At 71.3% G+C, this 19,335-nt stretch carries 19 protein-coding genes and 1 pseudogene; 4 read left to right on the top strand and 16 right to left on the bottom strand.

The window, feature by feature from the left end; genetic code table 11:
* Positions 1 to 133: 133 nt before the first annotated feature.
* From E0504_RS40015 to mdoC, 3 genes are all read right to left on the bottom strand, one after another.
* A complete protein-coding gene (locus E0504_RS40015) occupies positions 134 to 2,293 on the bottom strand; it encodes a serine/threonine-protein kinase (RefSeq protein ID WP_165938769.1) in 2,160 nt (719 codons plus the stop codon).
* A 448-nt stretch (positions 2,294 to 2,741) separates the two neighbouring features.
* Positions 2,742 to 3,788, bottom strand: coding sequence for a prolyl aminopeptidase (pip, locus tag E0504_RS40010; RefSeq protein WP_071065767.1), 1,047 nt, complete (start codon positions 3,786 to 3,788; stop codon positions 2,742 to 2,744).
* Between the two features lie 92 nt (positions 3,789 to 3,880).
* Complete coding sequence (gene mdoC, locus E0504_RS40005) at positions 3,881 to 5,122, bottom strand: glucans biosynthesis protein MdoC (RefSeq protein WP_235013721.1); 1,242 nt, start codon at positions 5,120 to 5,122, stop codon at positions 3,881 to 3,883.
* 328 nt (positions 5,123 to 5,450) lie between these two features.
* On the opposite strand from mdoC, the gene E0504_RS40000 reads away from it, so the two are divergent.
* Both E0504_RS40000 and E0504_RS39995 read left to right on the top strand, forming a co-directional pair.
* A complete protein-coding gene (locus tag E0504_RS40000) occupies positions 5,451 to 6,956 on the top strand; it encodes an AAA family ATPase (RefSeq protein ID WP_112105184.1) in 1,506 nt (501 codons plus the stop codon).
* 124 nt (positions 6,957 to 7,080) lie between these two features.
* Complete coding sequence (locus E0504_RS39995; RefSeq protein ID WP_165938768.1) at positions 7,081 to 8,829, top strand: GAF domain-containing protein; 1,749 nt, start codon at positions 7,081 to 7,083, stop codon at positions 8,827 to 8,829.
* 146 nt (positions 8,830 to 8,975) lie between these two features.
* Here E0504_RS39995 and E0504_RS39990 read toward each other — a convergent pair whose 3' ends face one another.
* From E0504_RS39990 to E0504_RS54585, 6 genes and pseudogenes are all read right to left on the bottom strand, one after another.
* Positions 8,976 to 9,413, bottom strand: a complete 438-nt coding sequence (locus E0504_RS39990) for an SsgA family sporulation/cell division regulator (protein WP_071065769.1) — start codon at positions 9,411 to 9,413, stop codon at positions 8,976 to 8,978.
* 195 nt (positions 9,414 to 9,608) lie between these two features.
* Positions 9,609 to 11,390, bottom strand: a complete 1,782-nt coding sequence (gene mctP / locus E0504_RS39985) for a monocarboxylate uptake permease MctP (RefSeq protein ID WP_131626935.1) — start codon at positions 11,388 to 11,390, stop codon at positions 9,609 to 9,611.
* Positions 11,387 to 11,662 carry a DUF3311 domain-containing protein gene (locus E0504_RS39980; protein ID WP_198541435.1) on the bottom strand — a complete coding sequence of 92 codons (276 nt, stop codon included), beginning with the start codon at positions 11,660 to 11,662 and terminating at the stop codon, positions 11,387 to 11,389. Before E0504_RS39980 ends, mctP begins: the two co-directional genes overlap by 4 nt.
* Positions 11,663 to 11,910: 248 nt before the next feature.
* Positions 11,911 to 12,162: a hypothetical protein gene (locus tag E0504_RS39975; protein ID WP_083391249.1), complete on the bottom strand. Its 252-nt coding sequence runs from the start codon at positions 12,160 to 12,162 to the stop codon at positions 11,911 to 11,913.
* A gap of 54 nt (positions 12,163 to 12,216) precedes the next feature.
* Entirely contained in the window at positions 12,217 to 13,023 is an 807-nt protein-coding gene (locus E0504_RS52730; RefSeq protein ID WP_368672121.1) for an extracellular solute-binding protein, read from the bottom strand.
* A pseudogene (locus tag E0504_RS54585) lies at positions 12,918 to 13,298 on the bottom strand (substrate-binding domain-containing protein); the annotation flags it as partial. The pseudogene E0504_RS54585 and the gene E0504_RS52730, both read right to left, overlap by 106 nt.
* A 38-nt stretch (positions 13,299 to 13,336) precedes the next feature.
* On the opposite strand from E0504_RS54585, the gene E0504_RS39965 reads away from it, so the two are divergent.
* Complete coding sequence (locus tag E0504_RS39965; RefSeq protein WP_160144350.1) at positions 13,337 to 14,020, top strand: substrate-binding domain-containing protein; 684 nt, start codon at positions 13,337 to 13,339, stop codon at positions 14,018 to 14,020.
* On the opposite strand, the gene E0504_RS39960 is transcribed toward E0504_RS39965, so the two are convergent.
* The 4 genes from E0504_RS39960 to E0504_RS39945 form a co-directional block, all read right to left on the bottom strand.
* Complete coding sequence (locus E0504_RS39960; RefSeq protein ID WP_071065772.1) at positions 14,012 to 14,785, bottom strand: tyrosine-protein phosphatase; 774 nt, start codon at positions 14,783 to 14,785, stop codon at positions 14,012 to 14,014. The genes E0504_RS39965 and E0504_RS39960 overlap by 9 nt on opposite strands.
* Positions 14,786 to 14,990: 205 nt before the next feature.
* On the bottom strand, positions 14,991 to 15,587 hold the full coding sequence (locus tag E0504_RS39955; RefSeq protein WP_235014783.1) for a ferritin-like domain-containing protein: 597 nt from the start codon (positions 15,585 to 15,587) through the stop codon (positions 14,991 to 14,993).
* A gap of 241 nt (positions 15,588 to 15,828) precedes the next feature.
* A complete protein-coding gene (locus E0504_RS39950; protein ID WP_112108645.1) occupies positions 15,829 to 15,960 on the bottom strand; it encodes an SAM-dependent methyltransferase in 132 nt (43 codons plus the stop codon).
* A gap of 77 nt (positions 15,961 to 16,037) precedes the next feature.
* The gene (locus E0504_RS39945; protein ID WP_112108641.1) at positions 16,038 to 16,262 is read right to left on the bottom strand and encodes a MarR family transcriptional regulator; all 225 of its coding nucleotides are present in this window, start codon (positions 16,260 to 16,262) and stop codon (positions 16,038 to 16,040) included.
* A 130-nt stretch (positions 16,263 to 16,392) separates the two neighbouring features.
* Between E0504_RS39945 and E0504_RS39940 the strand changes: the two genes are divergently transcribed.
* Positions 16,393 to 16,845: a hypothetical protein gene (locus E0504_RS39940; RefSeq protein WP_243657841.1), complete on the top strand. Its 453-nt coding sequence runs from the start codon at positions 16,393 to 16,395 to the stop codon at positions 16,843 to 16,845.
* A gap of 390 nt (positions 16,846 to 17,235) precedes the next feature.
* On the opposite strand, the gene E0504_RS51550 is transcribed toward E0504_RS39940, so the two are convergent.
* From E0504_RS51550 to E0504_RS54580, 3 genes are all read right to left on the bottom strand, one after another.
* Complete coding sequence (locus E0504_RS51550) at positions 17,236 to 17,565, bottom strand: hypothetical protein (RefSeq protein ID WP_207974662.1); 330 nt, start codon at positions 17,563 to 17,565, stop codon at positions 17,236 to 17,238.
* A 255-nt stretch (positions 17,566 to 17,820) separates the two neighbouring features.
* Entirely contained in the window at positions 17,821 to 18,375 is a 555-nt protein-coding gene (locus tag E0504_RS39930) for a hypothetical protein (RefSeq protein WP_131626934.1), read from the bottom strand.
* A gap of 145 nt (positions 18,376 to 18,520) precedes the next feature.
* Positions 18,521 to 19,141: a MerR family transcriptional regulator gene (locus E0504_RS54580; protein ID WP_131626933.1), complete on the bottom strand. Its 621-nt coding sequence runs from the start codon at positions 19,139 to 19,141 to the stop codon at positions 18,521 to 18,523.
* Between the last annotated feature and the right edge of the window lie 194 nt (positions 19,142 to 19,335).

Here is a 19,335-nt window from a genome sequence, read left to right as displayed (position 1 = left end):
CAAGGGCATCGGACGACCCCCGTTCTGAAGGGCGCTGGTTTCCGAACGGGCCGTCGGTACCGGCGAATGGTTTGCGTGTCCGCCGGAGACAGTTGATAAAGCAACGTGCGACGGGAGCCGAGCACGGGGCCGGTCAGGGTATCGACCACAGCCGCACGGTGGCGTCCGTGCTCGCGCTGGCCAGCACGGCGCTGTCCGGGGAGAACCGCACGGACAGGACCCAGTCGGCGTGCCCGGTGAGTGGCCCGCCCCGGGACCGGACGTCGGAGAGGTCGGCGACGTCCCACAGCCGGACGGTGTTGTCGTGGCTGCCGCTGGCCAGCGTGTGGCCATCGGGTGCGAACGACAGGGACCACACGCGGCTCTTGTGCCCCGCCAGGTCCCTGCCGACGGGGCGCGGGTCGCTGGGGATCGCGAGATCCCACAGACGGATCACGCCGTCGGCACCACCCAGGGCGAGCACCCGGCCGCGCGGGGAGAAGGCCGCCGCGGCCGTCCTGCTGGGCCCGACCAGCCCCCGCTCCAACCTGCGCGGGGCGGCGCGGCCGTCCAGCTGCCAGAGCACGACGGTGCTGTCGTCTCCGGCGGCGGCCAGGACGAGCCCGTCCCGGGAGAACACCACGGATGAGACGTAGCCGCGGTGGCCGGTGAGCGACCCGAGCGGCTTCGGCGCCGTGCGGTCGGCCACGTCCCACAGGCGCACCGTGCTGTCCTCGCCCCCGCTGGCGAGCGTCTTCCCGTCCGGCGAGAACGCGACCGACCACGCGTTCCCGACATGACCGGTCAGCGGCGTGCCGGGCGCGGATTTCGGATCGTGGCCGGTCACGTCCCACAGCCAGACGGTCCCGTTCCAGTCGCTGCCGGCCAGAGTCCGGCCGTCCGGGGAGAACGCCAGCGAGGTGACCCCGTCCTCCGGTCCGGGGAGCGGGCGGCCGAGACGCTCAGGAGCGGCTCGGTCCCGCAGGTCCCAGAGCCACACCTCGCCCTTCTTGTCACTGCTGGCCATGATCTGCCCATCCGGGGAGAACACCGCCGACAGCGCCCAGTCCGTGTGCCCGCTCAGCGGGTGGCCGAGCAGCCGGGCACCGTCCGGGCGGCCCAGGACGACGGCGAGCCCGGTGCCGACCGCTCCGAGCAGAACCACCAGGACGGCGGCCGTCACGATGAGCCGCCGGCCAGGCGAACGGCGTGCGCCACGCCGGGCTCGCCCGCGCGAGCCGGCTTCCGGTTCGGCCGGGTCGCGGCCCGCCCCGCTCGGGGTGTTCCCGTCCGCCGGCGCCTTCCCGGGCGCACGGTCGTCGGGTGCGGGATCCGCTCGTTTCCCCTCCGGCACCTTCCCCGGCGGCTGGGGCGGTGTCCCGGGTTCCACCGGCAGCGGCGTCACGTGAATCCCGCCCGCGTGCCGCGTCCTGGACGGTGCCATGCCGGTGGCGGCCATCAGGTCGTGGTCGACGTGCACGGGCACGCCCGACCGTGGGATCCAGTTCGGTCCGAACGCCTCGGTGGCGGCTCGGGAGAGGTCGAAGGCGAAGGCGTACGCCGACGAGGGACGGTCCCCCGGGTCGCGGGCCAGTGCGCCCGCCACCACCGTCGCGACTGGATCGGGGATCCCCGATCCCAGTGACAGGCCGACCTGGGACGGGCCGTCCGAGCCCTGGCACGGAATGGACGCGGAGTCGGCGGGGGCCACACCCGTCAACAGCTCGAAGAGCACCACGCCAAGGGCGTAGATGTCTGTCGCGCGCTGCAGCTGGCCACCCGCGAACTGCTCGGGGGCCATGTAGAGCGGGGTCCCGACGACCGTGCTCGCCGCCGGACCGGACCCGGCGACGACCTTCGCGATGCCGAAGTCCGCCACCTTCAACCGGCCGGCCGTGTCGAAGAGGATGTTGTCCGGCTTGATGTCGCGGTGCAGCACGTCGTGGTCGTGCACGCAGCGCAGCGCCTGCGCGACGGCAAGGCCGACCGCGCAGGCGGTCAGCGGCGTCATGCCGGCCCGGCGCCGGGTGAGCGTGCCGCCGCTGAGCATCTCCATGACGAGCAGGCTGAGCTCGCCCGCCTCGACATAGTCGTAGACCCGGACGACATGGGGATGGTCGAGGCCGGCGAGGATCCGCGCCTCGTCCGCGAAGCTGCGCCTGCCCGGCGCCCGCATCACCACCTTGACGGCGACATCGCGCTGCAACCCTCGATGCCAGCCCGCCAGGACGAAACCGGAGGCGCCCGCGCCCAGCAGGTCACCGAGGGTGTAGCCCGGCAGCGCCGCGGCAAGCTTGGCCCGGTCGTACATCATCACCACCGGGTCCGGTCGCGGATCGGTCCGAGGACCCCTGCACTATCCCCATAAATGCTGCAGATCTCCCCCACGACGCGTCATCCTAGAGCCCTCCGGTCAGGCGCTCCGAAAGGCCCCACGATCTCCCTGCCCATCGCGTCCTCCTCCGCTGCTCCGCGTTGCAACATTCCCTTCTCTCCGCCCTTTGACGCGATGCTTTCCGACCCGCGACCGGTCCGTCGCAGCCGTACCAAGCCGGTTGCCTTCGCCTGCATAGCTGCCGGAATCGCGGAGGGTCACCGCAGGCCGGATCGATCGCGGCCGTGCCGCATTCTCTGGGTCTCTCCGCAGGCCTGGAAATTCGGAGATCTGCCTCTTGGGCAGCACACAATCCGAATCCTGCGGAACCCGTCGTCCTTGGGGCCGACGGTTCTCGTCGGAGCCGTCACTCTGGGATGAGCGGTTGCTACGACGGAAGGTGGCCGCGGGCATCCCCGTCCGCGAAGTCATCCAGTGCCCGGATGATCTCCTTGCCCAGCGACTCGCTGCCGGTGTGGCCCGAATCCGTCACGGGGATGAGACGGGCTCCCGGCCAGGCACGCGCGAGTTCCCAGGCGGTCGCGAAGGGGCTGCCCAGATCCTGGCGACCGTGGATGAGCACGCCCGGGATGCCGGCCAGCCGTCCCGCCTCGCGCAGCAGGATTCCCTCCTCCAGCCAGGCGCCGTGCGCGAAGTAGTGCGCGCAGATGCGTACGAGGGCGAGCCGGGCCGCGGGCGCCCGGTCGCTGTAGACGTTCCTCCGCCCGTTCGGCTCCAGCGAGATCACCGCGTCCTCCCAGGCGCACCACTCGCGCGCGGTGAAAGCCCTGGCCTCGGGATCCGGGTGTTCCATCAGCCGGGCGCACGCGGCCGCCAGGTCGCGCCCGCGCGTCACGGCGAGCGCCGGATCGAGCTGCGCCGAACCGGGGTGCGCGGCCCTGGACGGAGCCATCGCGGCGCGGAACCGCTCCCACTCCTGCGGCAGAAACCGCGCCACGCCGCCGTACAGCCAGTCGATCTCCGCCCGCCGCGTGGTGGTCACGCCCGCGATGACGATCCCGGACACCCGCTCGGGGTGCCGCTCGGCGTAGGCGAGGATCAGCGTCGACCCCCAGGAGGCCCCGTAAAGCGACCACCGGTCGACGCCGAGGTGCCGCCGGAGCAGTTCCATGTCGGAGATCAGGTGGTCGGTGGTGTTGTGCCGCAGGTCGGTCGCCGGGTCCGCCGCGTGCGGCGTGCTGCGCCCGCAGCCGCGCTGGTCGAACAGGATGATCCGGTACCGGGCCGGGTCGAAGTAACGGCGCGAGCCCGCGGAGCACCCGGAGCCCGGTCCCCCGTGGACGACGAGGACCGGCCGGCCCGACGGGTTCCCGCAGGTCTCCCAGTAGATCTGGTTCGGATCAACGCCCTCGCCGCCGCCGACAGACAGCAGGCCGTGCGCATACGGCTCGATCGGGGGGTAGAGAGGGCTCACACCACCATGATCGCATTCGCAGTTCGAGCGGACTGAAACGAGTTGTCATGCAAGCCAGGTCCCGCGGCCCGGCGATGCGTGGCGGCGGAGGGTCAGCAGCCGGTGCCGGCCTCCAGGCGGCTCCGGCGAAGGGGCAGGGTCCGCTCCCCGTCCACGGCAAGGCTCGCAGGTGTCACGGGAATCGCTGGGACCGCTGGAATCGCGGTGGGCCGTCCGGCGGAGCCGAACTTCCCGTTGAAGATCTTCCGGAGGAGAGGGGACCGGCGGATGGCGAAATGGTGCGTCGCCAGCGTCACGCCGAACGTCAGCGCCGTGGCGAGGAGCATCTGCGGGGCGCGCAGGCCCGGGTCGAAGGAGAGGACCGTCGCGAAGACGTAGATCCAGAAGAAGTGGAGGAGATAGACCGTGTAGGAGGCGTCCGCGAGATAGCGGACGGCCGGTACGGGCCCGGGGACGAGCCGCGCGGCGAGCGCGAAGAGCGTCGCGATGAGCGGGATCGAGAACAGGGTCTCGGTCAGCACCAGGCCGGTTCCCGCCGAAAGCCCGGGGACCCATTCCTGCTTCGAGGCGAGAAGGGCGAGACCGGTGACCGCGAGGAAAACCGGCGCCGGCCGCTGGAAGAACGGGACCAGCTGGTCACGGCCCTGGTGGAGGAGCACTCCGAGGAGGTAGAAGGGCAGGAACTCCAGCGTGTGCTCGACGAGCACGGCGTGGGTCCCGGTGCCGATGACCGGTTCGAGCACGATGCGGTGGGCACCGCGGATGACCACGGTCGTACCCACCACGAACAGTGTGATCGCGGCCATGGCCCGCAGCCGGCCGGCGGTGACGCGCCGGTACGCGCCCGTGCCGACCAGTCGCGACAGTGCCGCCACCGCGGCGGGGCTCAGCAACGCGTAAGCGATCAGCGCGAAAAGGAACCACAGGTGCAGGTACCAGCTCAGGTCACCCCCCTGCGAGGGGAGCGTGTTCCCGAGCACGAAGTCAAGGAACGACACGTTCGGGTCGTTGTGGAAGTTGTACGTCAGCCACAGGGTGGGCGGATTCACCAGCACAAGCGTGAACACCAGCGGTGTGCCCACCGAGGCGAGCCTGCGGCGCACCCCTGCTCTCGCCCCGTGTTTTCCCAGCACCATCGCGGCCAGGAATCCGGAGATGACGAAGAAGCCCTCCATCCGGAAGAGGCTGGAGGCGTAACCGATTCCGTCGAAGACGGGGTCCTCTCCGAGCGTCGACGCGTGGACGAAGACTCCCACCAACATGAACACGCCGCGCAGTGCGTCCAGGTGGTGGTAGTACACGCTCGGCCCGGACGGCCCGCCCCGCTCCCGCACGGTTCCTCCCCCGGCCGGGGCTGCGACGCGCTCCGCATAGGCGTCCATCATTGCCCCCGGCGGAACAAATAGTACTTTCAGGACGAAAGACCCGTAAGCGTCAACTAACGCTTTCGTGCCGACCTGGCGTTCCGGGCTCCCTGTTCGTCCGCCGGTGGCCCGACGGCCGCTGCCACCTGCGCGGTCGCGCCTGGGCCGGGCGGATCACGCCGATCGCGTCCGGCACGGAGCCGGGTGACCTTCCGCCCGCGGCGGCCTGACCTTCGGACGTCGGCGGCCCGACTCACGCACGCTGTGATCCCCACGGGTTGACCGGCAGTCTCATGCCATGCGTGTGGCGACGACCGGCAGCGCGGTCCCCGTGGGCGCCGGGCAGGGTCTCGGCGCGGTGCCGGGGCTGCCCGCCACTCTCACCGAGACGCTGACATCGGTGCTCATCTTTCTCGGCGATCGGGTCTACAAGATAAAGAAGACGGCCGATCTCGGGTTCCTGGACTTCCGCACCCGTGACGCACGTCTCGCCGCCTGCCAGGCCGAGGTCGAGCTCAACCGCCGCCTGGCCCCGGACGTCTACCTGGGCGTCGCCGACATCTCCGGCCCCGACGGAACCGTGTTCGACCACATGGTCGTGATGCGGCGCCTGCCCGCCGACCGCCGGCTGTCCGCCCTGGTCACGGCCGGCAACGACGTCACCGGCCCGCTGCGCGCGATCGCCCGGCTGCTCGCCGACTTCCACGCCCGCTGCTCGACCTCGCCGGAGATCACCGAGGCCGGGTCGGCCGCCACCCTGCGCAGCCTGTGGGACGAGGTGCTGCGCAGCGTCGAGCCCTACCTCGGGCCGGTGCTCGACACGACCACCATCGACACCGTCCGCCACCTCGCCGAGCGCTACGTCGAGGGCCGCGAGCCGCTCCTGCGCGAACGGCAGCGCGACGGCCGCATCCGCGACGGCCACGGCGATCTGCTCGCCGACGACATCTACTGCCTCGACGACGGCCCGCGCATCCTCGACTGCCTGGAGTTCGACCGGCGGCTGCGCGTCGGCGACGTGCTCGCGGACGTCGCCTTCCTCGCGATGGACCTCGAGCGGCTCGGCCGGGCCGACCTCAGCCGCTTCCTGCTCGACCAGTACCGGGCCTACACGGCCGTCACCCATCCGCTGTCCCTGGAGAGCCTCTACATCGCCTACCGGGCGTTCGTGATGTGCCGGATCGCCTGCACCCAGTACGCGCAGGGCTCGGCGGCGGCCGCCGCGGAGGCCCGGGCGCTGGCCTCACTCGCGCTGGCCAGCCTGCGCCGCGGCCGGGTCCGGCTCGTCCTCGTCGGCGGCACGCCCGAGTCGGGGCGCTCCGCGCTCGCCGCCGACCTGGCCGAGGCCGAGGGCTGGACGGTGCTGCGCGCCGAGTCCGTTGCCCGCGAGCTGAACCACCTGCCGCGCACCGACCCCGACGGCACGCACGACCACACGCACGACGGCCGGCGGGACGCCGCGGACGACGCGGTGTACTCCGAGCTGCTGCGGCGGGCCGGCACCGCCGTGGAACGCGGCGAGTCCGTCGTCATCGACGCGTCCTGGGCCCGCCGCCACGACCGCCAGCGCGCCGCCGCGCTCGCCCGCTCCACCGCCACCGACCTCGTCCAGCTGCGCTGCGCACCCCCGGAACCGGTCCTGGCGGGCCGTTCCGTCGCGCAGGCCGGTCCGGGCTTCGACCTGTCCGCGCTGACCGGGCACGAGTACACCTTCCACACCGACCCGTGGCCGGAGGCGAAGACGCTTGAACACGGACCCACGCCGACCGACATCCTCCGGGCGGCGCGGCGGGCCACGCGGTGAACCGCCGGCCGCCCACCCGTCGCCGCCCGCCCAGCAGGCCGCCCCGGCGCCCACCCAGCCGCCCGCCCAGCCGTCCGCGGGCCCGGCCATGACGCCGCCACCCGGCCCGGGCGGCGACGGGCTGATGTTCCCCACCGTGGCCCGGCTGGAGCTCGACGACCTGCTGACCCAGCTCGTCGACCGCGCCCGGGACGTCCTCGCCACCCAGAGCCGGCTGCGCGGCCTGCTGCAGGCGAACCGGATCATCGCCACCGACCTGCGGCTGCCCGTCCTGCTCCGGCACATCGTCGAGGCTGCCACCGACCTGCTCGGCGCCCGCTACGGGGCGCTGGGCGTCATCGCGCCCGACCGCACGCTCGAGGAGTTCGTCCACGTCGGCATGACCGACGCCGACGTCGCCAGGATCCGCTACCTGCCCACCGGGCAGGGGATCCTCGGCCTGCTCATCGACGACCAGCGGCCACGGCGCGTCGACGACATCGCCGACGACCCGAGCGCGTACGGCTTCCCGCCCGGGCACCCGCCGATGCGGACCTTCCTCGGCGTCCCGATCATGGTGCGCGGAGAGGTCTTCGGGAACCTCTACCTCACCGACAAGCATGATGACGCCCCGTTCACCGCCGAGGACGAGGAGCTCGCCCTGGCGCTGGCCGCCAACGCCGGGGTGGCCATCGAGAACGCGCGGCTCTACCACGAGTCGCAGCAGCGGCACCTGTGGATGACGGCCTCCGCGGAGATCACCCGGCTGTTCATGGCCGGCGCGCCCGACTCACTCGGGATGCTGGCCCGCCGGGTGCTCGACGTCGCCGACGCGACCTTCGTCGCCCTGGCGCTGCGCGCCGACGACGGGGACGGCGACGGGCAGCACGCCCGCGTCGCCGTCGCGGTGACGGACCAGGATCAGAACCATGCGCACGACCGCGACCGCGACCGCGACCGCGCCGCCGCGGGCCCGGCACCGGCCGGCGGCGGGCGGGCGGGGCGCCGCATCCCCCTTGAGCACACGCTGACGGGACGGGTCCTCACCGAGCGGCAGGCCCTGCGGGTCGACAACGCCCAGCTCGACGCCCTTCCGGACGAGCGCACGAACCGCACCGGCCCGCTGATGGTCGTCCCCCTGGTCGCCGGGACGGACCAGTGTGACGGAGCGCTGCTCGTCGGCCGGGACCATGGCGCCCGGGCCTTCACCGACACCGACCTCGTACTCGCCACCAGCTTCGCCGGCCACATCGCCATCGCGCTCGAGCTCGCCCACACCAAGGCCGACCAGGAGCGCCTGCTCGTCCTCGCCGACCGCGGGCGCATCGCCCGGGACCTGCACGACCACGTCATCCAGCGGCTGTTCGCCGTTGCGCTCGGCATGCAGGATCTCGCCCAGTACGAGAACCCGTCCAACGCCGACCGCATCACCGCCTACATCGAGAACATCGACGCCACCATCAAGGACATCCGCCGCACCATCTTCGAGCTCCGCAGCACCCAGCCCGGCCGCGGCAACCGCCTGCGCGGGGCGCTGGAGAAGATCTCCGACGACATCCGGCCCGCGCTCGGCTTCACTCCCGCGATCACGCTGAGCGGCCCGCTCGACTCGCTTGTCGACGACCGGCTCACCGACCACCTGATCGCCGTCGCCCGCGAGGCTCTCACCAACACCGCCCGCCACGCCCGCGCCACCACCGCCGAGCTCCGGCTCGCCGTGCTCGGCGACACCATCACTCTCGACGCGGTCGACGACGGCGTCGGCATCGGCGACTCCACCCGGCGCAGCGGCCTGGACAACCTGCGCACCCGCGCGGAGATCGTCGGCGGCACCTGCTCCGTCACCACGCCCCCCGGCGGCGGCACCCACCTCCGCTGGACCGCCCCGCTGTAGCCGGCGGGCCGGTCGCGGCCGCCGGCCCGGTCGCGGGCGCGGACGCAGGTGCGGCGCGGCCGCGGGCCCGGTCCCGGTCCCGGTCCCGGCCCACGACCGGACGTCCGGAGGCCGACCAGTCCAGACGTCCGGGTGCCACCGGCCGGTCAGCTGCGGCTGCGCCCCCGCAGCACCCGCAGCTCCAGGTCCCGCTCGACCACGGCGTCCTCCGCCGACGCGGGCAGGAGGTCGTAGGTGTGGCAGACGAAGTCACTGACCCGGTCCGCGGGAAGCTCGATCATCGCGTGCCCGCCAGGGCTGGAAAGCTCGACGAGGAGCACGCGGCGGCGGTCGCGGACGATCGGGCGGACCCGGACGTCACCGAGCCCCGCGCAGCGGCGTGCGCCGTCCACGAAGAGCCGGCGCGCGAAAGTCCACACGACGGCTTTCTGATCGGTCACCCACATACTCATGGTGATCGCGATCGGATCGGCCGGGTCGTACCTCAGGCTTGTCGGCAGCGGAACCCGCTCGCCGTTCTCGGCCAGGTACGTGGCGTTGAATTCCCATGTCACGGCGTCTGACACGATCGGACGGCGGCTCATCAGGCCCTCCCACCCCCGGCGGCTGTGTTGTGTGGAGACACACTCGTCACACGACTCTGTCGTTACAGAACGGTGTCATTTGGGAAAGCCCGCATCATCCGGCCTTGGTCGTCGGGGCGGAGTACCAACGACCCGGCGGCGCGGGACGACCCCGCCCGCCTCCCCCACCAGCCGAGCCGGGGCGGCGCGCCGGTGTCAGGCCGGCGGCCCCGTCAGCCGCTCCGCCGCGTCCTCCACGGGGGCCTGGACGGGCACTCCGACGCCGCCGTCGGCGGGCACGGGAGCACCAGGCGTGACAGTGCCGGCGGTGGCCGTGCCGGCCATGGACGTGGCCGTGGCCGTGGCCGTGGCCGTGGCTGTGGCTGTGCCGACCGTGGTCGTGTCGATGCCGGTCGGCACGCGCAGCGCGCGCAGCAGGCCGGTCAGTGCCACGGCGACGACGACGTTCAGGACGAACGCGGTCAGCGCGATGTAGGCCGTTCGGCCGAGTCCGGGGACCTCGGCGAGCGAGCTACCGAAGTGCCGCGCGGTCGCGCTGCGCTGCGCGTAGGCCTCGAGCGTGCCGTAGGTCATCCCGACCAGCCAGCCGCCGAGCAGCGCCCAGCGGTGCAGCCAGCGCGTCCACAGGCCGGCCACGATCGCCGGGAACGTCTGCAGGATCCAGACCCCGCCGAGCAGCTGCAGGTTGATCGAGTTCTGCGTGTCCATCCCGAGGACGAACACGAGCGCGCCGACCTTGACCAGCAGCGAGGCCGTCTTGGAGACCGAGGTCTCCTGGGCGGGTGTCGCGTCCGGCCGGAAGAACTCGACGTAGATGTTGCGGGTGAACAGGTTCGCCGCCGCGATGGACATGATCGCCGCCGGGACGAGCGCGCCGATCGCCACCGCGGCGAACGCGACGCCCGTGAACCAGGCGGGGAACTGCTGGTCGAACAGCAGCGGGACGACCAGCCGCGGGTTGTCGGTCTTCACCCCCGAGGCGATGGCGGCGAAACCGAGCAGCGCCAGGAAGGCGAGCAGCAGGGAGTAGAGCGGCAGCACCGCCGTGTTGCGCCGGATGACGTCCTGGCTGCGCGTCGAGAGAATCCCGGTGATCGCGTGCGGGTACATGAACAGCGCCATCGCGGAGCCGAGCGCCAGGGTCGCGTAGGCGAGGAACTCCGACGGGGCCGGGACGAACGCCGCCTTCGGCGGCCGGCCCGCCGCCGCGGCGGCCGCGTTGGCGGTGTCGAACTTCGCCTGGGCCGCGTCGAACACGGCGCCGTACCCGCCGAGCCGGTGCGGGATGTAGATCACCGCGACGAGCACCACGGCGTAGATCAGGATGTCCTTCACGAAGGCGATGAGCGCAGGTGCGCGCAGCCCGGAGCGATAGGTGTACGCGGCCAGCACCGCGAACGCGATGACGATCGGGATATCCCGGACGATCGGGTTGTCCCCACTGGTGCCGATCCCCATCGCCTCCAGGACGGCCTGCATGCCCACCAGCTGGAGCGCGATGTACGGCATCGTCGCGACGATGCCCGTCACGGCGACGGCCAGCGCGAGCGACCGCGACCCGTACCGCCCGCGGACGAAGTCGGCCGGCGTGACGTACCCGTTCCGGCTGGCGACGGCCCACAGCCGCGGCATGATCACGAAGACGATCGGCCAGACGACGCTGGTGAACACCACGGCGAACCAGCCCGAGACGGCACCCGTCGCGTACATCGCCCCGGGAACGGCGATGAACGTGTAGGCGGTGAAGATGTCACCGCCGATGAGGAACCAGGCGACGAACGAGCCGAATCCGCGGCCGCCGAGCCCCCACTCGTCGAGGTGGTCGAGGCTGGCGGCCCGCCGCCAGCGCGCCGCACCGAACCCGATCACGGTGACCAGGACGAACAGCGCCAAAAAGACCGTGAACTCGACACCGTGGAAGTCGGTGTGGAACGGCGCGGCCAGCACCGGCGGGTCGCCGGCAGGATCCGGGCTCACCGGGCGTCCGGTCGGCCCGCGGTGCGCCGGAGGAGCCAGGTGGCGCCGGCCAGGCTCACCGCGCCCGCGACCAGCCACACCAGCGTGTACCAGTAGAAGAACGGAAAGCCCCACACCCGCGGCTCGACTCTCGCGTAGGTCCCCACCAGCAGCAGGGCCACCACCTGGGCGGAGAGCAGCACCGCGACGGCCGCCCGGACGAGGCCACGCGGCAGCGGACGTCCGCGGGGCGGGCCCGCGGGCGGGGACGGGTCGGTCGACGGGGAACGCACTCGGATTCCTCCCACCGGGACGCGGACGCCGCGCCCCGCCGGACGACGTCGCCGGGCGCCACCGGCACCACACACCACTCAATGCAATCGAGTGGTCACCTTAAGGCGTGACAGTCGCCCCTCAGGTGCCCCACGTACCGCGTGTCGGCACACGTCACCCCGCCCCGCGCCCCGTCACACCGTGCGCGGGCCCGCCACACCCGCCCCGTGCAGACCCGCGCCGCCGGCGCCGGTTCCGTCGCGCCGGCTCAGCGGTCTCCGGCCCAGCGGCGGTCCTCCTCGTCCCACTGCTCGTTGCGGCGGTCCAGCTCGTCACGCCAGTTCTCGGCCTCGGCCGCGCTCGGGTAGGGACCCAGGCGGCGGTGCCCCGGGGCGTCCGGCGGGTTCTCCACGCGCCCGTGCTCCAGGCACCACCACCATCCGGACGGATTCCACGACGAACTGTCCACCTGGTCGCGGTCGCGTCGCGCGGACACCGACCGGCGCAGCCAACTCAGCATGGTCGATCACCTACCCATCCCGCCATGATCGATCACGCGCGCGGGCACGGGACGTCAGCTGATCGTGGCCGCGAGCTGCCGGGCGCGATTGGCCGCGGCGCCGCCCACCGACGCGTAGCCGATCTCATCGGTACTTTCCTGACCTTTACTCAGAACGTAACCGAGATAACTGCGCAGCAACTCCGGGTGCGCGTTGTTCGCCGCGCAGACTATGCCGTAGGTCACCGCCGAGGCGGGATAGGCAGCCGGGTCGGTCGGGGTGTAGTCGATGAGCATCCGCGGGTCGGCATGGTGTTCGTCCAGGACGGCGTTCGCGAGCGCCGCCGGAACGTTGAGCGCGTTCGCGGTCACGTACTGACCGGACGGGTTGGCCAGGGCCGCGGTCGGCAGTCCCTGCCTCGCGGCGAAGGACAGTTCCGCGTAGGTGATCCCACCGGGCTCGGCGTCCACGGCGGCCGTCACGCCGTCGGACCGCTCCGCCGCCAGGCCGCCGGGCGGCCAGGCGAGCGTCTTGCCGGCGCCCAGCGTCCACTCCCCCGCCGCCGCGGCCGACAGGTACTCCCCGAGGATGCTGGTCGAGCCGGACGAGTCCGACCGGTGCACGGGCCACACAGTGGTGGGCGGGAGATCCACGCCGGGATTGTCCGCGGCGATCCGCGGGTCGTCCCAGCGCTCGACCCGCTGCTGGAAGATGGCCGCCACGGTCGCCGGGCGAGCCGGAGCTGGTTGACCCCCGGCAGGTTGTACAGGAACACCAGCGCGCCGCCCACGAGCGGGATGTGGACCGCGGTGGCCCCCGCGGGACCCACCGGGCCCGCGGAACTCCCGGGAGCCGCGGGGCCGGTGGCGGCACGGGCGCAGCGGGCGTCCGCGGCACGCTGCTCCTCGCCGGTCAGCAGGGCGTCGGACCCGGCGAAGTCGACCGCCCCGGCGATGAGCCGCTCGATCCCGCCGCCGGAGCCGACGGCGTCGTAGGCGACGCTCGCCGCGTGGCAGCGGGTGGTGAAGTCGCTGATCCACCGGCTCTGCAGGCTCCGCTGGAAGGTCGCCCCGGCGCCGGACAGGCTCCCGGCCGCGCACTGCGGGTCGACGCCCGCCGGCGCCGGCCGCTCGGCGGAGCAGCCGGCGAGCAGCACGGGGACGGCCACCAGCGGCAGGACCAGCGCCGACGCGGTTGCCCCCGCCCGCCAGCTCGATGTGGTCGAGAATCGTCACCGCGCGGGCCGGGAAGGACGGCCCGGTCGCCGCCGGCGGCCCGTCCATCGCCTACGTCCCGCTCGTACTCGGCCTGCCCCGCCCGATGGCCGACGCGCTCGGCTGGACGAGTCGGCCGCCTACCTGGGCGGACGTCATGGACGTGCTCACCGATCCCCGTGGCTGGGCGGCGCACGGCCATCCGGAGTGGGGCGGTGTGACCTCGGCCATCGCCGATCCGGCCCGGTCGACCGAGGGGCTCGCGACCGTCAGCGCGCTGGCGGGCGCCGGGCGCGGGCTCGGCCGGGAGGACTACCTGCCCGCCTCCGCGGCCACCGATCCCGCGCTGTTCGACCGCCTCCGCGTGATCCAGCGGACGAGGGCCGTCCGCCCGGACGACTCCACCGGCCTCGAGGCGGCCGTTGCCCGCGCGGAGGCCGCCGGGCCGAACCGGATCGCCGCGGGGCCCTCCATCTACTTCATGAGCGAACGCGCGGTCTGGAAACACAACCGGACCGACCCGGCCGTCCCGCTGGTCGTGGTGTACCCGGCGGAGGGATCCCCGGCCGCCGACCACCCCTACCTGCTCGTCGACCGGGCCACGATGCCCGCCGAGGCCAGGGCCGCCGCGGCCGGCTTCCTGCGTTTTCTTCATTCAGCGTGACTCGATGATCATTTCTTGCCAGCGGCTGATCTGCTCGGCGGTCGCACCGTTGGCGGCGAGGTACCCGGCCGGGCCGCCGGGGGCGGCGTCGATCGTGTCGAGCACGCTGGCGATGGCCTTCGGGTCGACGAGAACCGCGGTCCCGATGCCGCGCGGCGCCGATCGGCCCGCGGTCAGGTGGCTGTACTCCGGCCGCCGGCTCAGCGCCTCCCGGACCCGCTGGATCCGCTGTTCGGTGGCGAGGTAGTCCGCGACGATCGCGTCGCGCTCGACACCGGCGGCGGCGAGCAGGACGGCCGTCGTGATGCCGGTGCGGTCCTTGCCCGCGGCGCAGTGCACCAGCGCCGGGGTGCGCTCACCGGAGACGAGGAAGTCCAGGATGCGGACCAGCCCCGGGCCGGCGTTCTCGAGCATGATCGCGTAGAACCGGGCGTAGTCTCCGCCGATCCGGTCCCGCAGCGCCTTCGGGTCGCTGAGCCCGGTGAAGTCCATCAGCGGCTCGTGCATCCAGGTGATGCCCAACTGCGGGAACCACTCGGCGGCCCGCGGGTTCTCGAACGGGGCACGCAGGTCCACGACGCCGCGCAGGCCCACCTTGTCCCGCAGCAGCGCGATGTCTTCGGTGGTCAGACTGTCGAGGTTGTCACCTCGGAGCAGCACGCCGGGACGGACCGTGCCCCCGGCCGCCGGTAACCCTCCGAGATCCCGGACGTTGTGGGCACCGGTGAGTTCTATCCATTGAGGCGTTTCCTGCGAGGCGGTCACCGGATGACACTACGGCGGACCAGTTAAGCGCGAGCAAACAAAACCCCAAACGCGGTTCCGCCCGGGGCCTCCACCTGCGCCGCGGCGCGTCCCGCGACGGCCTGGAGCTTGCGGGCGATCAGCGCGTAGGCGCTGATGTCCTCGTCCGCCCACTGCTCCGGATCGGTGTCGGGACGCCGGCGGTGCAGCAGTCTGAATCCGACCCTTACCGGCTCGGGCTCACGCGGCCCGGGCCGGTAAGAGTTTCGGATCGGTCAGCCGGACCGGCGGCGAGTGCGGCTTTGGCGACGGGGGCGAACAGCCGGAGCGTGTCGGCGAAGTAGCGGGTGGAGGGTACGCCGAGCAGGCGCAGGGCGGCGCGGTGGTTGATCGCGACCACCGCCGCGGACACAGCGAGGAGGGCCCACCACGCGGCGGCGAGCAGGGCGCGCGTCGGCACGGGCAGGCCGGCGAGGTCCAGGCGCAGGCGGCGGATGTGGAAGGGAACGTGCTCCTGCTCGTCGGTGAGGATGCGCGCCACGACCTCGCGGGTCAGCCGGTCGCCGACGCCGTCACGGACCACCTGGAAGTAGCGCAGCGTGCACACCTCGGCGACGGTCAGGACCAGCACCTCGCGCGGCAGGCGGGCCCGCCAGCGCAGCGAGCGGAAGATGGTGTCACTCCAGTGCGCCGCGATCGTCGGCCGCCCGGCGGCGGCGAGCAGCCGGGCGAGCAGCCGCGAGTGGTCCTGCTCCTCGGCGATGAACAGCCGCGCGGCTTCGAGGTAGCCGGAGTGGCCCGCCCGCGCGGCGGCCCGCATCATCCCCGCGCCGTCACTGGCTTCGCCGACCTGGATCCTGGCAAGGCTGGTGGCCAGCGCCCTGGGGATCTCAGCGCCCGCGCTCCAGTCCGGGTCGGGCCGACACCTGTTCGCATCGAATCTGTGTCGCCATGGCTCAAAGGCTTCTGACGCATCACCGAGCATGAGCCATAGTTGCACGGCATTGGAAGAAACATCCAGATTGTTGAGCTTTGCGACGGTTAGTCAATGCGGCTGAGCCGAGTCAGCGCGCCCACTCGAACCTCGGTGCCGAGCGGCCGTGCGCCAGGAAGATCGGGTCGTTGTCGACGTAGAGCACCCGCGCCGCCGGATCGAGCCGCTGCGCGGTCTCGTGCAGGCTCGGGTTGGTGGGAATGCCGGTGCACTAACTTCGCGAAGTACACCGAACAGTGTGAGCCATGCCACATGCCCTAGGGGTCGGTCCTCCGGCGTCTACCTGGTGGGGTCCGGTGGCCGGAGGTCTGTTCGGGCGCCGCGTCCGGGCCGGTTGGCGAGCCACGCCGCGATCGTGCTCGTCCGCCAGCGTGGCCGGTCGGGTACATCGGTGTTGTCCGGCTCGGGTAGACGTCCCTGGGTGCGGTAGCCGCGCAAGGTTGATGCCTTGATCCCGGCAAGTCCTGAGATCTCCGCGTAGCTGATCAGGGGGTCGTCCTCCACGCGGGAATACTAGCGTTCACCCCAACTTTCCAGCGCCTAGCTGTATTGTTGTGGGTGTTGGCGGTTCCGGCGGGTGAGCCAACACCCACCGGAACCTTGATCACTACCTGCGTTCACAGGAGAGTGACCCGTGACCAGTATTCCGCCTTCGTCTGGCCGTGGCGGCTGGGAGGCCTACCGGGGTCGACCGTTCGTCGCTGTCGAGCCCCGACCGGACCGCGTCTTTGACGTGACGGTGTCCTCGGGTGCCTTGTTGCGTGACTTCATCGACGTGACGGCGACGCTGCCGAGCATCGTCTACGTCGATCATCGGCCGGTCACGCGAGGCGGTACGGATGTCACGCTGATCTTCCGCTCGATGCGTGAGGGCGGGTCCGGCGTCGGTGGCGGCTGGGTTCCCCCCGATACGCCTGCCGGTCCTGCCGCGTGGACGTCATACCAGGACTCTCTGCACAGCCTTCTACTGGCGGCGCCGGGCGGTCCGACCGGGGAGCGGCTCGTCGGTGAGCTGGTTCACCTCGACCCCCGGTCGGTCGTCGCGCTGGCAGACATCCTCTGCCGTCGTCATCCCGCGCGGGCGTAAGCCTGCGTGATTCTGCTGGTGGCCGGCATCCTACGGACTGGGATGCCGGCCACTTTGGTGATCAACGGGTTTCCTCTTTCACAGACCCCTGGCTGAGCTGATCTTCTCCGGTGGGCGGGCAGGCTATGCCTTACCCCGGGTTCTCCTGGCCGTGCAAGAGCGTCGACGGTCCAGCCGTGCCTGCTGGGTGCCGTGCGCTCTTGCACGGTCGGGAGGTTCTGGGGTAACCCCTCGGGTGTCCGACCGGCGGAGGTGATCAGCGGTCCCGCGCGCCCGGCTCCTGGTGACCTGCGGCGGTTCCTTCCCCTCCTCCGGAGGCGGCCGGGGTCGAGGGGCGGAGCCCCTGTGTTCTGGGCGCGAACCGTCCGAACCACACGACCCCCACCAGCGTTAGTCGGCCCGCGACGGCAGCAGCGGTAATGACTGGTCGCCCTTGATTCTGCAGCAGTCCGCGGACTCCCGCAGTCCCACATCAGCGAGATCGAAAACGGCCGCCGCCAGGTCACCAGCCTGGAGATCTTCGAGCGCATCGCCGACGGCATCGACATCCCCCGAGTCCGCATCGGCCTCGCCGACAAGCCCGGCACGATCTCCGAACCACGGACCGCACCCGGGAGCGCTCGTCGCCGATGTGTCAGATGACATCGTGCGCGTCTGCCCCAGCCGAGCCGCCGTCCCCGCCGACCTATGGCGAACCCTGTTCGCCGGGAACAACAGCACGCGACATCCTCGTGATCGCCGGCCTGTTCCTCCCCGACGGACACGCCGACTTCACCACCCTGCTCCGCCGCAAAGACGCATCAGGCGTGAAGATCCGCTACGCCCTCGACCTACGCGGCCAAGAGGAAGGCATCGGCGACGGCCTCGCCGCCCTCACCAGAATCACCCTCACCTATCTTGCCGGCATGCGCGATGGTCAGAGCGCGATGGAACATCGGCAGCAGTACCTCCTCCGTCCGAACCGGCCAGGTTCGCTCAGCGTCTTTTGGAGGCCCAGGTCGCGATCCCGAGGGCGCCCCAGATGGCGACCAGGATAAGGACGTCGGCCGCAGCCACCCCACCCCATACCCATGCCCGGCGGGCCGCACCGGGGTACGGCCGTTCGGAGGACGGTACCGTGGCGGCGAACTCATCTATCCTCTTCTGAATCTGGATCTGCTCGGAGGGCAACAGCCCGTCAGCGCCAAGGTTCTTGGCCAACTCTGCGATCGTGGCATTCTGCTCGTCAGTGAAGCCGGGTAGTTCGATGTCCGCGACGCCATATATCGGCCCAGTCCCCAAGGGCATGCACTGCAGAGGCGTTCCGTCCTCATAATTGAGCGCCAGCTCCGGACCGCATTCATCATTGGGAGATTTGATCGCGACGACATAGGTACGATTCGACGAGCGATAGTCACCGACATTGTTCCACACTTGAGCGATACACACAAAGATAAACGGAATACTGAGAAAAAAGAGAAGACCTGCGACCGTCTCCACGAATGAGCGCCACTTGCGTTTTTTGTTCTTGTTTTCTCCTGATGAGGACATGCGGCAGTGTAACTTACATTCCACCCCCCAAGCGCGATTCTTACAGAGAGTGACGATGTACTAGCATCACCTTCCCGCGGGTAGCAAAAGCGCACGCGATTCTGGCAGCCGGGTCAACAGCCAAGCCCGTGGGCGAGGACTTGCTCTAACGGACGTTCGCGGACGGAGTGCACCAGGTCAACAGGCCGGTTTGACGCCACGAACGTCTACGGAACGTCCCTGTGCCTTGGCGGGCTAGAGTCGATATACCGCAGCACCCAGCCCGCCCGACGGGTGCAGCAAAGACCGCGAACTTCGATGGACCTCCGTGGACGCCAGCGGATGTCACGATCTGTGACTTCCCGATGTGGCGGGGGCCGAGCTGCGCCTTACATGCAAATATCCGACCGGGCTGGTCCCCTCGGTGGGTACGGCTGCCAGTTCGTTGAGAAGTGCGAACAGCTCGTCGATGCGTTCGCGGAGGGTCTCGTGTAGCCGGGCCGCGAAGTCGTTCCCAGTCCTGCGGTGTCGGCGCGACTCCGGGTGTGAGGGCCGCGAGCGCTTCGCGGATCTCATCGAGCGTCAGCCCGACCCGCTGCGCGGAGCGGATCATGGCGACCCGGCACAGGACGTCGGCGACGAAGCGGCGCTCGTTGTTGGGGCCGCGCTCGCAGGGAAGCAGGCCCTGGTCGGCGTACCAGCGCACGGCCGAGGGGGCGATCCGCATGCGGTCGGCGACCTGCCCGACGGACAGATTGGAGACGTGCCACTGATCAACATCATGCAACGATGGCGCATCCCGGGCTTGCCTTCAAGTGGACTTGACCCCCTACCGTCGGCGTGCTCGTCACTGATCGTCGAACGAGAGGGGCCGCGAATGTCCACGCTGCGAGTGGCCGTACTGGCCGGAAGTACCCGCCCGAACAGCCGGTCGCGGGGGGGGGCTGGATGGGTGTGCGCCTAGAAGGCTTGGGCGGGCGA

The organism is Parafrankia sp. BMG5.11, from assembly GCF_004337455.1.
This window is presented reverse-complemented; position numbering and strand designations above follow the sequence as displayed.

Excerpts from the sequence above, each read along its gene's own strand:
- E0504_RS40015 (WP_165938769.1), bottom strand. The coding sequence starts at position 2,293 with ATGATGTACGACCGGGCCAAGCTTGCCGCGGCGCTGCCGGGCTACACC.
- E0504_RS39990 (WP_071065769.1), bottom strand. The coding sequence starts at position 9,413 with ATGAGCCGCCGTCCGATCGTGTCAGACGCCGTGACATGGGAATTCAAC.
- E0504_RS40000 (WP_112105184.1), top strand. The coding sequence starts at position 5,451 with ATGCGTGTGGCGACGACCGGCAGCGCGGTCCCCGTGGGCGCCGGGCAG.
- E0504_RS39975 (WP_083391249.1), bottom strand. The coding sequence starts at position 12,162 with ATGCTGAGTTGGCTGCGCCGGTCGGTGTCCGCGCGACGCGACCGCGAC.
- E0504_RS39930 (WP_131626934.1), bottom strand. The coding sequence starts at position 18,375 with ATGTCCTCATCAGGAGAAAACAAGAACAAAAAACGCAAGTGGCGCTCA.
- E0504_RS39995 (WP_165938768.1), top strand. The coding sequence starts at position 7,081 with ATGTTCCCCACCGTGGCCCGGCTGGAGCTCGACGACCTGCTGACCCAG.
- E0504_RS39955 (WP_235014783.1), bottom strand. The coding sequence starts at position 15,587 with ATGATGCGGGCCGCCGCGCGGGCGGGCCACTCCGGCTACCTCGAAGCC.